At 68.4% G+C, this 14,218-nt stretch carries 14 protein-coding genes and 1 pseudogene; 7 read left to right on the forward strand and 8 right to left on the reverse strand.

Annotated features, from left to right (window positions below; genetic code table 11):
* Position 1: 1 nt before the first annotated feature.
* The 4 genes from C8258_RS15220 to C8258_RS15235 all read right to left on the reverse strand — a co-directional run bounded on the left by C8258_RS15220 (position 2) and on the right by C8258_RS15235 (position 3,396).
* Positions 2-628 (reverse strand): DedA family protein, encoded by a 627-nt coding sequence (locus tag C8258_RS15220; RefSeq protein WP_106955748.1) that lies wholly within the window; start codon positions 626-628, stop codon positions 2-4.
* A 55-nt stretch (positions 629-683) separates the two neighbouring features.
* Positions 684-2,423, reverse strand: a complete 1,740-nt coding sequence (locus tag C8258_RS15225; RefSeq protein ID WP_233225105.1) for a hypothetical protein — start codon at positions 2,421-2,423, stop codon at positions 684-686.
* A gap of 155 nt (positions 2,424-2,578) precedes the next feature.
* Positions 2,579-2,845 carry a hypothetical protein gene (locus C8258_RS15230; RefSeq protein ID WP_106955749.1) on the reverse strand — a complete coding sequence of 89 codons (267 nt, stop codon included), beginning with the start codon at positions 2,843-2,845 and terminating at the stop codon, positions 2,579-2,581.
* Complete coding sequence (locus C8258_RS15235) at positions 2,842-3,396, reverse strand: RNA polymerase sigma factor (protein ID WP_106955750.1); 555 nt, start codon at positions 3,394-3,396, stop codon at positions 2,842-2,844. Before C8258_RS15235 ends, C8258_RS15230 begins: the two co-directional genes overlap by 4 nt.
* Before the next feature lie 283 nt (positions 3,397-3,679).
* Between C8258_RS15235 and C8258_RS15240 the strand changes: the two genes are divergently transcribed.
* Together C8258_RS15240 and C8258_RS15245 are read left to right on the forward strand one after the other, a co-directional pair.
* The gene (locus C8258_RS15240) at positions 3,680-4,348 is read left to right on the forward strand and encodes a trimeric intracellular cation channel family protein (protein WP_106955836.1); all 669 of its coding nucleotides are present in this window, start codon (positions 3,680-3,682) and stop codon (positions 4,346-4,348) included.
* On the forward strand, positions 4,348-5,610 hold the full coding sequence (locus tag C8258_RS15245) for an amidohydrolase (protein WP_106955751.1): 1,263 nt from the start codon (positions 4,348-4,350) through the stop codon (positions 5,608-5,610). The genes C8258_RS15240 and C8258_RS15245 overlap by 1 nt, the downstream gene beginning before the upstream one ends.
* A 23-nt stretch (positions 5,611-5,633) precedes the next feature.
* Here C8258_RS15245 and C8258_RS15250 read toward each other — a convergent pair whose 3' ends face one another.
* Entirely contained in the window at positions 5,634-6,107 is a 474-nt protein-coding gene (locus C8258_RS15250) for a DUF6194 family protein (RefSeq protein ID WP_106955752.1), read from the reverse strand.
* A 62-nt stretch (positions 6,108-6,169) separates the two neighbouring features.
* Between C8258_RS15250 and C8258_RS15255 the strand changes: the two genes are divergently transcribed.
* The gene (locus tag C8258_RS15255; RefSeq protein WP_106955753.1) at positions 6,170-6,898 is read left to right on the forward strand and encodes a MerR family transcriptional regulator; all 729 of its coding nucleotides are present in this window, start codon (positions 6,170-6,172) and stop codon (positions 6,896-6,898) included.
* A 229-nt stretch (positions 6,899-7,127) separates the two neighbouring features.
* On the opposite strand, the gene C8258_RS15260 is transcribed toward C8258_RS15255, so the two are convergent.
* A complete protein-coding gene (locus tag C8258_RS15260) occupies positions 7,128-7,547 on the reverse strand; it encodes a group 1 truncated hemoglobin (RefSeq protein ID WP_106955754.1) in 420 nt (139 codons plus the stop codon).
* A gap of 299 nt (positions 7,548-7,846) precedes the next feature.
* A complete protein-coding gene (locus C8258_RS15265) occupies positions 7,847-8,527 on the reverse strand; it encodes an NADPH-dependent F420 reductase (RefSeq protein ID WP_106955755.1) in 681 nt (226 codons plus the stop codon).
* 90 nt (positions 8,528-8,617) lie between these two features.
* On the opposite strand from C8258_RS15265, the gene C8258_RS15270 reads away from it, so the two are divergent.
* The 3 genes from C8258_RS15270 (at position 8,618) to C8258_RS15280 (ending at position 11,631) form a co-directional block, all read left to right on the forward strand.
* Positions 8,618-9,004 (forward strand): helix-turn-helix domain-containing protein, encoded by a 387-nt coding sequence (locus C8258_RS15270; protein ID WP_199195714.1) that lies wholly within the window; start codon positions 8,618-8,620, stop codon positions 9,002-9,004.
* 181 nt (positions 9,005-9,185) lie between these two features.
* On the forward strand, positions 9,186-10,286 hold the full coding sequence (gene gcvT, locus C8258_RS15275) for a glycine cleavage system aminomethyltransferase GcvT (RefSeq protein ID WP_106955757.1): 1,101 nt from the start codon (positions 9,186-9,188) through the stop codon (positions 10,284-10,286).
* Positions 10,287-10,530: 244 nt separating this feature from the next.
* A complete protein-coding gene (locus C8258_RS15280; protein ID WP_036500139.1) occupies positions 10,531-11,631 on the forward strand; it encodes a branched-chain amino acid aminotransferase in 1,101 nt (366 codons plus the stop codon).
* Between the two features lie 305 nt (positions 11,632-11,936).
* Here C8258_RS15280 and C8258_RS15285 read toward each other — a convergent pair.
* Positions 11,937-12,974 (reverse strand): annotated as a pseudogene (locus C8258_RS15285) (sulfatase-like hydrolase/transferase); the annotation flags it as partial.
* 242 nt (positions 12,975-13,216) lie between these two features.
* On the opposite strand from C8258_RS15285, the gene C8258_RS15290 reads away from it, so the two are divergent.
* Positions 13,217-14,197 carry a formylglycine-generating enzyme family protein gene (locus tag C8258_RS15290; protein ID WP_106955758.1) on the forward strand — a complete coding sequence of 327 codons (981 nt, stop codon included), beginning with the start codon at positions 13,217-13,219 and terminating at the stop codon, positions 14,195-14,197.
* Positions 14,198-14,218: the final 21 nt, after the last annotated feature.

Below are 14,218 nucleotides of genomic sequence, written 5' to 3' on the forward strand. Positions count from 1 at the left end.
CTTATGCGCGTTTACGCAGCTGCCCCAGCAGCGGCAGCATCGACACCACGACGATGACCGCGACCGCCGGCAGCAGATATTTGTCGACATTCGGCACCGACGCCCCTAGCCAATAACCCAGCAGGACCAGACTCTGCGACCACACGATCGCGCCGACGATCTGCCACAGCGTGAAGGTGCGGGTGGGCACGTCGAGCACACCGGCGACCGGGCTGATGACCGTCCGGACCATCGGCACGAATCGGCCGATCACGATCGCCCGGCGCGCGCCGTACCGGTCGAGCCAGCGTTCGCCGCGGGCCACGACGGTGTGCAGGCGGGAGTTAGTCGTGCGCTGGAGAACGGCGCGGCCGCCGTGCTTGCCGAATGTGTACCCGGCCTGCGCTCCCACGATCGAACCTAGTGCGGCGCAGAGCAATACCTGCCACAGGATGAGATGGGGTCCGGAATGGGACCCGCCCGCGCACAGGATGCCGGCGGGGAAGATCAGGGTGTCGCCCGGAAGGAAGAAGCCGACGACCAGCAACCCGGACTCGGCGAAGGTCCCGACCAGGACGGCCAGCGCGCCGAAGTTGGCCAGCAGGGAGGATCCACTCGTCGGGTTGAGTGCGGTCCACGTGCCGGTCACAGGACAACCGTAACGGTTTGCCGGATTCGGGGCGGGGAACGGCGTCCGTCGCGCGCTAGGAAGCGTTCCCCTCCCGGCTGCGCTCCACCGTCTGACCCGGTCGCAGCACCGTTCCGCAGTCACCGGTCTTCTGGTAGTCGGACAACAGATGCGGCAGGACCTCGCTCGAGTACCGGCGCAGTTGCGCGAGTTGTCTGTCGCCGCGCACCACATCCTTGCGGACCCAGTCCTCGTCCGGGCTGGCGGTGTTCTGCGACTGCTGGATCCGGTAGTAGTCGCGGTCCATGCGGGGATCGACGGTGAGTCCGTTCTGCATCCAGACGCCGTGGGTGTGGACGAAGGTGGGCTTCAGGTCCTCGAAGACGTAGTCGGACAGGCCGATGTCGGCCTTGCCGGCGTAGATGTCCGCGATCCGCGCGTCGGCGAGTCCGGCCATATCGATCAGCCGGAGTCGGGAGGTCAGTGCGCTTCCGCCCATGTCGGGCGCCAGCAGTGTGCCCTGCTGCAGGTCGAGGATGTCGGCGTAGCCGTTGAAGTAGCGTCCGAAGCGAAACGCTATCCAGCACAACGGGATATCCGAATCGGCCCGATAGGATTGCGCGGCATCCGCCAGGGCCACGCCGGACGGGATCATGGCGGCGACCAGCGTCAGCGCGACCAGCGCCCGGCCCCGGGCGCGCAGCCGGGCGAGCACCTCCGTCGCCGAGAGCGCGACGACGAGCGCGGCGAGTGCCCACACCGGAGTGGCGAACCGGAACTGCTCCATCCAATCCGGTTGCAGCACACAGTAGCCCGTTATCGCCAGCGTCAGCGGAACCAGCAGGGCGACCAGGCCGTGACGGATTCTGCCCGGGCCGGCCAGGGCGAATCCGACCACGCCGACGGCCGCGACCACGGCGGGTGCGCCCGCATACTGCACCAGATCACCGGCCCTGGTCAGGTCGTGCACGGTCGGCATCGCCTGATTCTTGGCGACCGCCGTATTCGCGACGAGCCGGCCGAACTCGGTGATCCGCCACACCAGATACGCCCCGAACGGAATCGCGAACGCCACAACGGAATACACCACGTGACGCACGGCGACGGGCCAGGTGGCACGACGAACGAGGATCACCGAAACCAGGGGGTACGCGGCGAGGTAGATCAGGCCGTCGGGGCGGGTCAACGCCGCGAATGCCGCTAGCGCACCGGCGGTTACGGCCACCGTGGGTGTCCACAATCGGTCGTCCAGCACCGCCAGGAACAGGCGGACGGCGAGGGCGCATGCCGCGAGCGCGAAGAGTGAGTTCTCCAGGCCGGAGAAGCACCAGATCACGAACGACGGAATCGCGGCGAGCACGGCGCCGGTGACGAAGGTCACCACCGCGGGCCATCGCGACACCCGCCGCGCGGCGACGTAACAGCAGAGGAGGATCCCGGCGCAGCACAGTGCCGCGATCGCCTTGGGGTAGAAGACGAAATCGGGAATGCCGAACAGGGAGCCGGAGTCGAACAGGCCGCACCATTTGCCCAGCACCAGCACCGCGAGCCAGGTGGGATCGGAAAATCCTTCCACCGGTTGCGCCCCGGGCTGCAGCACCGGCCCCGCCCCCTCGGCGACACTGCGTGCGTAGGCGAACGTGATTCCCGCGTCGTCCACCAGCCAGATGCCGTACTGCGCCGCCTGCCACACCAGTAACAGCACGCCGCTCGTCACCGCGGCCGCCGCGCCCCACCATGATCGCCCGCGTCGCTGCCGCAGGTTCTCCCGCTGCGGGCCGGTGGTTTCCGGCCGCGCTGTTACTACCTCAACCATTCACCGAAACCCATACTCGAAAGATTCGCCAAGGGGCGCAACAGCTTTGCGTCCCTCGGCGAGCACTTCTACAGCTGTCGGTCGATCTTGAATCCGCGTGCCGACGGCTGTCAATCCGGCGAGACCGGCCAGAGATGGGGAAAGGTGTGTAGCGGTTACACGCGCATCCGGCACTGGCCTTCCACGCACTGTCGTTCGATTCTGCCGCGTGACACCGTCTGCGCCAGGCCGATAAGCCAGCAGGTGGGGCAGCCGCGCAGCGCGACCACACCGGCCGGCAGCAGGAGCAGGACGGCCGGTCCTGCTGCGGGAATCAGCGCGATCGAGGCCGCGATCAGGCCGAACCCGAGCAGCCCGCGTGCCAGGTGGACCGGGATCGAGCGGCTGGCGAACGTTTTCTGCTGTCCGGCACCGTTCTTCATGGCCGTAGACCTCGATCCGGCATCCCGAGTTCGGCGCGGACGGCGGCCCGCGCTCGGTGCAGCCTGGATTTCATTGCCGCCGTGCTCAATCCGAGCGTGCGGGCGACCATGCTACCCGGCAGTCCTTGCACATCACGCATGATGAGGACTCGACGCTGATCGGCGGGCAGGGCGGCGATAGCGCCGGCGACCCGCTCGATTTCCATCCGGGCCAGCACATCGTCCTCCGCCGACGCCGCCGCGATCTCCGCGTCCGGTTCCCGGTGCGCGGCGGTGCGTATCCGCCGCAGGCATTCGTTGCGCACGATGCGGAACATCCACGAGGCCAGCGCACCCGCCGCCCGCAGCGTGCCGATCTTGCGGAACAGGACCAGCATCGCCTCCTGTGCGGCGTCCTCGGCGTCCTGACTGGTCGCGCACAAGGAATGGGCGAAGCGCTGGACGTGGGGATAGGAACCGGAAACCAGTGCGGCGATGGCGGACTCGTCGCCGTCGCGGGCCGCCGCGACCAGATGTTGTTCGGGCCACGCCGATCTCGTCCACTCAGCCACGGTTACGCCTCCGTCGCAGGACCAGCATGCAGCTGCACAGTAGTACGGCCGAGACCACCACGGCGATGACGGCGACAACCATGTCGACTCCTTCCATTCCGCGGGCCGGTTGCCCGCACGGATATGAGAGCGATCGCGGACGGGAAAGGATTCACGTTGTTTTCGCGTGAGGGTGCCGAGGCCGGTCGGGCGACGGCGGCCCGCCGGTTCCCGGGCGATTCGCTGACCGGCGGGTACCGTGCCGATAGCGGATGCGGCGGATATCGCGGAAGGAACGGGGTCGATGGCGGCAGTGTCGGATACCGTCCCCGAATTGCTGCGCGCGCTGGATCTGACCGGTGTGTTCGCCAACGCGATGCTCGGCGGGGCGGTGGCGCGCACGTTCCGGTTCGACCCGATCGGATTCGCCGTGCTGGCCACCGCGTCGGGACTGGGCGGCGGCATCATCCGCGACACGCTCCTGCAGCGGGGGACGCCGGTGGCGCTGGTCGACTACACCTACCTGCTCACCGCGCTGATCGGGGCGCTGGTCGCCTTCGTGTTCCGATTCGAGGGCCGGTTGTGGGACCGGCTGTTTCCCTGGGTGGACTCGCTGGCGCTGGGCTGCTGGGCGGCGGTCGGTGCGCAGAAGACGCTCGAAGTCGGCCTCGGGTGGTTGCCGGCGGTGTTGCTGGGGACGACGACGGCGGTCGGCGGCGGAGTGGTTCGCGATCTCGCCGTGGGGCGGGTGCCGACGATTTTCGGGGGTAACACGCTGTATGCCACGTGTGCGCTGGTGGCCAGTGCGACACTGGTGATCATCTGGTATTCCGGGCACGTGACGGCGGGTTCGATCGCGGCAACCGTGGTCGGAGCGGGGTTGTGCCTGCTGGCGCGGTGGCGGGGATGGATGTTGCCGGAGCAGATGAGTTGGCCGGAGCGGTTGCGTTACGGACGGCGAAAGGAGAGGTAATGGCCTCGACTGCGCAGGAAGCAGCGGTATTGGCCGGGCTGGACGGAATCGGCGGGTGGCAGCACGAGTTCTACCGCGACCTGCACGCCAATCCGGAACTGTCGCATCAGGAGCACCGCACTGCCGGACTGATAGCCGAGAAGTTGCGATCATGGGGGTACGGGGTGCGCGAGGGCGTCGGCGGAACCGGGGTGGTCGGGATCCTGCGCAACGGTGACGGCGCCGGAGTGCTGTTGCGTGCCGATATCGACGCCTTGCCGGTGCGGGAAGCGACCGGATTACCCTATGCCAGTTCGGTTTCCGCCACCGACGCCGGCGGGCACGAGGTCCCGGTGATGCACGCCTGCGGCCACGACGTGCACGTGACCTGCCTGCTCGGCGCGGCGCAACTGTTCGCCGAACACACCGATCACTGGCAGGGCACGCTCGTCGCACTGTTCCAGCCCGCCGAGGAGGTCGGCGACGGGGCGCGCGGGATGGTCCAGGACGGTCTGGCCGAGCTGCTGCCGAAGGTCGATGTCGCGCTGGGCCAGCATGTCCTGCCCGCGCCGGCCGGGATCGTCGGAACCGGCGGCGGGCCGATGCTGGCCGCCGCCGACAGTATGCGGATCACCGTCTACGGGCGCGGCGGGCACGGCTCGATGCCGCAGGCGACCGTCGATCCGGTGGTGCTCGCGTCGATGATCGTGCTGCGGTTGCAGATGGTGGTCTCGCGCGAGGTGGCGCCGACCGAGACCGCGGTGCTGACCGTCGGCAGCATCACTGCCGGAACCAAGAGCAACGTCATCTCCGATCATGCTGTGCTGCAACTGAATGTGCGCACCTACAGCGAATCGACCCGCACCACGATCCTCGACGCGATCCGCCGGATCGTCACCGCCGAATGCCAGGCCTCGAACTCCCCGAAGGACCCGGAATTCGAACTGTTCGACCGATTCCCGGTGACCGACAACGACGCCGAGACGACCCGCCGGGTCGCGGCTGCGTTCACCACTCACTTCGGCGACCGCGCCGTCGAACTGCCACGGCAGAGTGCCAGTGAGGATTTCAGCGATATCCCGAACGCCCTCGGCGTGCCCTACACCTATTGGGGCGTCGGCGGTATCGACCCGGAGACGTTCCAGGCAGCGGCGAAGGCGGGACGGATAGCCCAGGACATCCCGGTCAACCACTCGCCGTCCTTCGCCCCCGTCATCGAGCCCACATTGCGGACCGGGACCGAAGCGCTGGTCGTGGCCGCGCTGGCGTGGTTGGGCAAGTAGGTCACCGTCGGACGATGACGACATCAGTTGTCGGCGTGGGATTCTCGACGTTCATATCGGGTGCGCGCGATGTGGTGGGCACGATGGAGGAGGTGGGTGACCGTGGTGGCGGTGTGCCGGCCCGGGTTCACTACGGCGAGCCAGCCCTGGGCGCCGTAGACGGGGTGGGGGACCAGGGTGTCGGGGATGCTCGGGTCGGCCGGGTTCGCGGCGTGGTCGCGCGGGGTGTGGCCGGTCAGCGCGGTGAAGGCCTCTTTGCCCCCGAAGATGTTGAGGCGGAACGTGTTCGGGCGGTCCAGGCGGGATGATTCGTCGTCCGGATAGTTCTTGGTGACGATGGTGGCGAAGGGCTGGGTGCGGGGGACTACGCCGTCGGGGGCGTAGTAGAAGAAGGTGTCGCCCCAGCTGATTTCGGGGGTGCCGTCGCCGGGCACGGGGTTCAGCGTCAGCACGCCGCCGAGGTTGTCGACGAATTCGATGATCTCGTTGATCTCCATAGCTCTAGCGTTTCATTCATGTGCTTGTGGAGACTTGATCCATCAGAACGGGAGGCCGGCTAGTGGCAAGTCGCAAAACTGCTGGTCTGCGGACCGTGGATGTGGCGCGGCGGGCCGGCTGTTCCGTTCAGCAGGTACGCAACCTCGAACGCGACGGCGTGCTGCCCGCGGCCGAGCGTGGTCCGTCCGGCTATCGCACGTACCGTGAGGTGCATGTGCTGTCGGCCCGCGCGTATCGGCTGGTGGCGGCGGCCGTCGGGCCCGCGGAGGCGAGAGTTGTTCTGCGCGAGGCACATTCCGGTCAGCGGTTGCCCGTGCTGATGGATGCCGCGCACGCGCGCCTCGACGCGCAGCGCCGGGAACTGCGGCTGGCGCAGCGAGCGGCCGAAGCGATCGCGGAGGAACCGATCGGGGATGCGAAGCCCGCCGACTCCATGACGGTGTCGGAACTGGCGGGCGCGCTCGGTGTGCGGCCGTCGACATTGCGGCACTGGGATGCGGAAGGGCTGGTCGTGCCCGGCCGGGCCGGGGCGCGCGGTGCGCGGCTGTACGCGCCGGAGGATGTGCGGGATGCGCGGATCGCGCATCAGCTCCGGCTCGCCGGATATCGCATTCCGGCGCTGCGCGACCTGCTGTCCGCCCTGCGAACCTTTCGAGGTGGTGACGTATCGGCCGCACTCGCCGCGCGAGAGGCCGAGATCGACACGCGCTCCTGGGCGTTGTTCGAGGCGGACGCCCTGCTGTTCCGGATCGTCTCCTCGTCCGGCGACGCCTCCGTCGAGATCGGATAAATGGTCACCGGCAATGTGTCTTCCGCGGTCGGCTACGGGTCGTCTGTCGGAGACTGCCCGGTCCGTGTGTCGCTCGGCCGCCGCCGATCCTGTGCGCGGGCAGGCGCGGGCGGCGGCCGATCCTGCGAGGTCACCCGCGCGGCGAGGTCCCGCCGATAGTCGCGGCCCCGGGAGCGGTGTGCCTGCGCAGGGAGGTGGGGCTCTCTCGCCGGCAACCCGCGGGTGCGGCTTACGACACGGGTGCGTCGGAGGCGATCTCCGGTGCCAAAGGTGCGATGGCGCCGATGATTTCGCCGAGGGTCGGCTCCTGAACCCCGGCGGCCACCAGGGCGTCGGTGAGGTGGGCGGCGACGAGGGTGAAGTGGTGCATGGTGATGCCCCGGCCCTGGTGCACCTGCTTCATCGGTGCGCCGGTGTACGGCTCGGGACCGCCCAGGGCGGCGGCGAAGAATTCCACCTGGCGGCCCTTCAACCTCGACATGTTGGTGCCGGTGAAGAAGCCGGCGAGGTCCTCGTCGGCGAGGACTCGGACGTAGAAGTCCTCGACGACGGTTTCCAACGCCTCGTGCCCGCCGATCTGCTCGTAGATCGACGGAGCGGGCGCGGACGGGGCTGCGGACGATTTCGAGAAAAGTGACGAGATTCGCATGAAAACAGGAAATCAGCGGCGTGTTTCACCTCCGTTAGTTGTGTGTCGCCGACGGATTGCCCCGTGTAGAAAGACGGTTGCTCCGATCTCACATTCGCCGCGGCCGGGCTGCGAGGTTTCTCTCGCTGCGATGACGAGCAAGCGGGCCGGTCCGGATGCGCGGCCGCCTCGATCTTCGTGCGCGCCGCGCGGTCGGCTGCCGGGATCTTCGTGCGCGCCGTGTGGCCGGTTGCTGTGGATCCCGGTGCGCGAGCCCGGCGCCGTGACGCCGGAACCGCACAACCTCCGCGCGCATGGAACTACTGGGTCGGCATGGCCGGCACCGCCCGGCTGGGGTCCACACCGGAGAAGGCCAGCGAGATGACGAATCCGGCGGCCTCCTCCAGTTGACGTGCGCGATCCAGACCACCCAGCACCACCGGTTCGGCGCCGACGTCGCGGACCAGTTGTTCGGTGATCTCCAGCGCGGCCGGGTCGTCGCCGCAGATCGTGACCGACGGTGGTAGGTGAGTCGTTCCGGCATCTGCGGATTCGGCCACGGCCCATTGTTCGCTCGGGAACAGATGGAACGCCTTGATGACCCGGGCGCCCAGCGCGAGTTCCGCCACGCGCTGCGCGTGCGAGGTCCCCGGCGGCACACGCAGCACGCCGACGCCGTGGTCGATCGCATTGGTCGCGTCGATGACGGTGAGGCCGGACAGCGCGCCGCCGGGCGCGCCGACCGCGCGCAAGATTTCCTCCACGCCGGTATAGGCCACCGCCAGCAGCACCGCTTCGGCGCCGGCCCGTGCGCCCGCCGCGCCCGCCGCAATCTCCGCCAACGGCACCGCCCGCGTGCCTGCACCCAGCCGCTGCGCGAGTTGCTGGGCCTTCTCCACCGATCGCCCGGCCACTGTGATCTCGTGTCCGGCGCGCGCCCATCGGCGGCCCAATGCCTCGGCCAATGTGCCGGTGCCGAGAATCGTGATACGTATCCGCATCGTGTGCTCCTTCGACTTGTCGATCCGGCGCTACGGTAGGGGAGCCGATACGCACCGATCGGTGCGCGACGGATGGGTGATCATCACGGGATGAGCGGTTACGACGAGCATGCGGGCGAACTGGTCGCCGACTGCCGATTACGTGCGGCCACAGACCTTTTCGCGCACACCTGGGATCCGGTGGTGCTGGTCGGACTGCTCGGCGGGGCGCGCCGGCGCAGCGAATTACGGGCCGAGATCGGCGGGATCAGCGACAAGGCGCTCACCGAGGCATTGCGCCGGCTGCTCGGCCGCGGACTGCTCGAGCGTCAGCGCTACGCGCAGGCGCCGCCCCGGGTCGAATACGCGCTGACACCGCTGGGGCTGAGCCTCGTCGAGGGGCCGATGCGCGCGCTCGGCGAGTGGATCGAGATTCACGGCGACGCACTGCTGGATGCGGGCGAGCCTGAAGGGGAGCGTCAGGGCGACCCGGCGTAAGCGGCGGTCCTCGCCGGGAGCGGTGTACTGCGCCGGTCCGGGTGAGCCCACACCTGGAGCGCCCGTCGGCGCTGGACTGTCCGAGCCCGTCGACTCCCGGGCTCGCGGCGTGCGCAGCGCGGGACCGACACGGCGGCCCGGCCGTGAACCATCGCCCCGCGACGCTCGATAAGCTCGCCGGGTGACCGACGAGACGCTGCAGCAGGGCCCCATCCACGCCGTCCACGTGGAGCTGGGCGCGACCTTCGCTCCGTTCGGCGGGTGGGAGATGCCGGTGCAGTACGCGGGCACCGTCGCCGAGCACACCGCCGTGCGGACCACCGTCGGTGTTTTCGATGTGAGCCACCTCGGTAAGGCGACTGTGCGCGGCGCGGGGGCGGCGGCATTCGTGAACGCGGCGCTGACCAACGATCTCGGCCGCGTCGGGCCCGGGAAGGCGCAGTACACGCTGTGCTGCACCGAGCAGGGCGGGGTGATCGACGATCTGATCGCCTACTACGTCTCCGACGACGAGATCTTCCTGGTGCCGAATGCGGCCAATACGGCCGCGGTGGTGGCGCAGTTGCGCAAGGCGGCGCCGGAGGGCATCACGATCACCGATGAGCACCGCGAGTACGCGGTCTTCGCGGTGCAGGGCCCGAAATCGGCCGAAGTGCTTGCCGCGCTGGGGCTTCCGACCGATATGGAGTACATGGCGTTCGCCGATGCCGAGTGGGACGGGCGTCCGGTGCGCGTCTGCCGGACCGGATACACCGGCGAGCACGGCTATGAACTGCTGCCGCGCTGGGCCGATGCCGAGGCGGTCTTCCGCGCGCTGACGGCGCAGGTCGAGGCCGCGGGTGGGCAGCCGGCCGGACTGGGTGCGCGCGACACCCTGCGCACCGAGATGGGCTATCCGCTGCACGGCCACGAGCTGTCGCCGGAGATTTCGCCGGTGCAGGCCCGCGCGGGCTGGGCGGTCGGCTGGAAGAAGCCGGAGTTCTGGGGCAAAGCGGCGCTGACGCAGGAGAAGTCGGCGGGTCCACGGCGAATCCTGTTGGGGCTCAAAGCTCTCGATCGCGGTGTGCTGCGGCAGGGGCAGACGGTGCTGCGTGGAGAGGAGACGGTCGGCGAGACCACCTCGGGCACCTTCTCACCGAGTCTCAAGGTGGGCATCGCGCTGGCGTTGCTGAATACCGACGCCGGACTGGAACCGGGCGACGAGGTCACCGTCGATGTACGCGGCCGCCGCCTGCGCGCCGAGGTGGTGCGCCCGCCGTTCGTCACACCGCACACCTCCTGAACGGCGGTCGCGGACTCGGACACGTGACGGAAATCATCACATTTCCGGAGTGAGGTGTCCGGTAACCGGTATGTGCGCTGCACGACGGCGGCAGGGGGCTCGCCAGTGTGGAGCGAATGACTCGTATCGGACGCCGTCAAGGAGGCATTACGCCGCGATTGTCCGGTTTCCTGGCCGCTGGCCGGCGAGTCCCGACGCAGGTCCGAGCATCGGCGCCGAGGGCCGCAGTTCTAGTATCGAGGTCATGACAGTCGCTGCACAGTTCACTCGTACCCCGCATCCCGCCCCGGTTCCGGCGGATCGGCGCACGGAGATTCTGGCGGCGCCCGGGTTCGGTCGCTACTTCACCGACCATATGGTGTCGATCGACTACCTCGACGGGCAGTGGACGAACGCGCGGGTCGAGCCGTACGGGCCGCTGTCGCTGGATCCGGCGACGATGGTCTTCCACTACGGTCAGGCCATCTTCGAGGGCCTCAAGGCGTATCGGCAGGCCGACGGCAGTATCGCCACCTTCCGCATCGATGCCAACGCGGCGCGGTTCCAGCGGTCGGCGCGGCGGCTGGCGATGGCGGAGCTGCCCGAGGAGCTGTTCATCGAATCGGTGCGCCAGCTGCTCGAGGTCGACGCGGACTGGGTGCCGGCCGCCGGTGGTGAGGAGTCGCTGTATCTGCGGCCGTTCATGTTCGCCACCGAGGCGGGGCTGGGCGTGAAGCCCGCGTCCGGCTACAAGTACCTGCTGCTGGGTTCGCCCGCCGGAGCGTACTTTCCGCGTGGCGTGAAGCCCGTGCGGGTGTGGCTGTCCACCGAATACGTGCGTGCCGCTCCGGGCGGGACCGGCGAGGCCAAGGTGGCCGGCAACTACGCATCCTCGCTGCTCGCGCAGCAGCAGGCCACCGACAAGGGCTGCGATCAGGTCGTGTGGCTCGACGCCTGCGAGCGCAAGTACGTCGAGGAGATGGGCACCAACAACCTGTTCTTCGTCTACGGTTCGGGTTCCGAGGCCCGGTTGGTCACCCCGGAACTGTCGGGGTCGCTGCTGCCGGGGATCACCCGCGACAGTCTGCTGACCCTGGCCGCCGACTCCGGTTATCCGGTCGAGGAACGCAAGGTGTCGGTCGAGGAATGGCGCAAGGGCGCCGAATCCGGTGAGATCACCGAGGTTTTCGCGTGCGGCACCGCCGCGGTCATCACTCCGGTCGGCTGGGTGCAGTCCGCCGAGGGTGAATTCGAGATCGGCGGCGGGGAGCCCGGCGAGGTCACCATGGCGCTGCGCGACACGTTGACCGGAATCCAGCGCGGCACGTTCGCCGACAACCACGGCTGGTTGCGCACGCTGGCGTGAGAGCCGGTGCCCCGGGGTCGGCCCGGGGCGCCGCCGCAGCGTGCGTCAATCGCGTGAAAGCGCTGCCTCGTAATGCTTTTCGACGTCCACATAGGCGTCGTCGGCGATATCGAAGACCACCTTCGCGATCTCGCCCCCGCTGAACTCGAATTTACCGTGGTAGTCGCTGCTGACCGGATCTCCGACGTCGAGCCGATGCGCAGACCCTCTCCGCAGAGGCTGAAATGGCCGGGCTGCGTGCGGATTTCGGATTGCGCCGCCGCCTTGTCGTCGATGTACAGCGTGGCGGTGCCCCAGAATTCGCCGTGATCGCCGGGGCGTTCCTTCCGGAAGTCGATCCCGATGATGTGCCGGCCCGGCGCGGGTGCGTCGGCCCGCACCTGCTGCTCCGGCGCGATGCCCAGGAAGTTGTAGGTGTAGGTGACCTTGCCGTCCTTGAAATACAGGGCGTGACCACCGAATCGTGAACCCTGGGCGAAGATCACGCCCTCCGAGTCGTCCGTCGTGGTCACCTCCGCCAGCACCTTGAACGACACCGCGTGGGTATTGGCCGCGGCTCGCACCGGAACTTCGGTGGTTCCGGGCACGATATCGGTGCAGTGGTGGTATTGGTCGCGGACCTCGCCACGCGCCTCGATTCCCTTGGGCCAGAAGATGACCAGGGGATCGGCGACACCGCCCTGATACGAATACCGTTTGAACATCTTGAACGGGGTGGAGAACGCGGCCGCCCATCCGGTCGGGTAGTGGTTGTAGGTGTCCGGCGTGCCGAGTTTGTCGATCATCTCGAGGTTGTCCTCGGCCAGGTCCGGATACCACTGATTGGTCTCACCGCCGACGAAACCGTAGAAGCGGTCGAAGCCCTGTCCCAGCGGCCACCGCTCCCGGGACGAGCCGGCGGTCCATTCGTCGACCGGGATGTTGTGGTTCTTGCCGACCCAGTAGGTGCCCCAGCCGGCCTTCCGCAATATGGTGGCTATCGAGGCGTTCTCCGGCGGGATGTGGGAGCTGTAGCCGGGGAATCCGGAGGAGGTCTCCGAGATCGAGGCGAATCCGTTGAGGTGATGGTTGCGGCCGGTGAGGAAGGTGGAGCGGGTCGGCGAGCACAGCGCCGTGGTGTGCCACTGACTGTAGGTCAGTCCCTCGCGCGCCAGCCGGTCCATGGTCGGCATCTCGATCCGCCCGCCGTAGGGCGACCAAGCCGCGCATCCGGTGTCGTCGTACAGCACGACCAGCACATTCGGTGCGCCGTCGGGTGCTTTCTCGGCCAGGAAGGCGTCCCAATCGGGAACCGAGTCCCGGATGTCGAGATTGATGACGCCCTTGAACTGCTTATCGCTCATCGCTGGAACCCCTGTCGGAGACTGGTCTGCGTCACGGAGTGGAACCCGCTTGCGAGAGCGGCACCGCGATCGGCTGTCCGGCCTCATCCGCTCGGGGTGAATTCCGGTGCCGTCCCGCGCCCCCGCGCACCCAGTTGCCGATACCGCCCCCGACCGGGCGAATCGGGCGGTACGGTCGATTCAGCGTACGGTCGGCTATCGCTGCCTGCGTTGACATTTCGGACAGTGAGGGAGAGGAAGTCATGCCACACCGCACCGACTCCGGCACCCACCACGCCTGCTGCGCACCGTCAGCGGGAAAGAGCGCCGATTCGGCCGAGGACACCGGCGCCATCGGTCGCCCGGCCGGGGGAGACCACGGCCGGGAGTTCGACTCCGCATTGGTTCCGATCCCCGGCGGCACCTTCACCATGGGAGACGAGAGCCGGTGGGCGTATCCCGGCGACGGCGAGGGGCCGTGCCACCCGGTCACGGTCGACGCCTTCGCCATCGGCCGGTACGCGGTGACCAACGCGGACTTCTCCGCCTTCGTCGCCGACACCGGCTACCGCACCGATGCCGAGAAATACGGCTGGTCGTTCGTCTTCGCCGGACTGCTGCCGCCGGATATGCCGCCGACCCGCGCGGTGGTGAACGCCCCGTGGTGGCGGCAGGTGGAGGGCGCGGACTGGGCGCATCCGTTCGGACCGGACTCCGATGTCGGGACCCTGGCCGACCATCCTGTGGTCCACGTGTCCTGGGAGGACGCGCGAGCCTTCTGCACGTGGTCGGGCACCCGGTTGCCCACCGAGGCCGAATGGGAATATGCCGCGCGCGGCGGATCCACCGGCCCGTTTCCCTGGGGCGAGGACTTCGAGCCGGACGGCCAGCGGCGGATGAACGTCTTCACCGGCGAATTTCCCCGCACGGCGCCCGGCGCCCATCTGGGCACGATGCCCGTGAACGCATACGCCCCCAACGGTTTCGGGCTCTACAACACCACCGGGAATGTGTGGGAGTGGTGTTCGGACTATTTCTCGCCCGACTACTACCGGCACAGTCCCGAAGCGAATCCCAGAGGACCCGACCTCGGCCGCGACCGGGTGATGCGGGGCGGCTCGTATCTGTGCCACCTGTCCTACTGCCGCCGCTACCGGGTTTCGGCCCGGCAGGGCAGCGAACCGGTCTCCTCGACCGGGAATCTGGGCTTCCGGGTGGTCGCCGATCCTCCTGCGGCACGCTGACACGCGGCGGCGGAGTGGAGG

This window comes from Nocardia sp. MDA0666 (genome assembly GCF_003023875.1).
Taxonomy (GTDB): Bacteria; Actinomycetota; Actinomycetes; order Mycobacteriales; family Mycobacteriaceae; genus Nocardia; species Nocardia aobensis.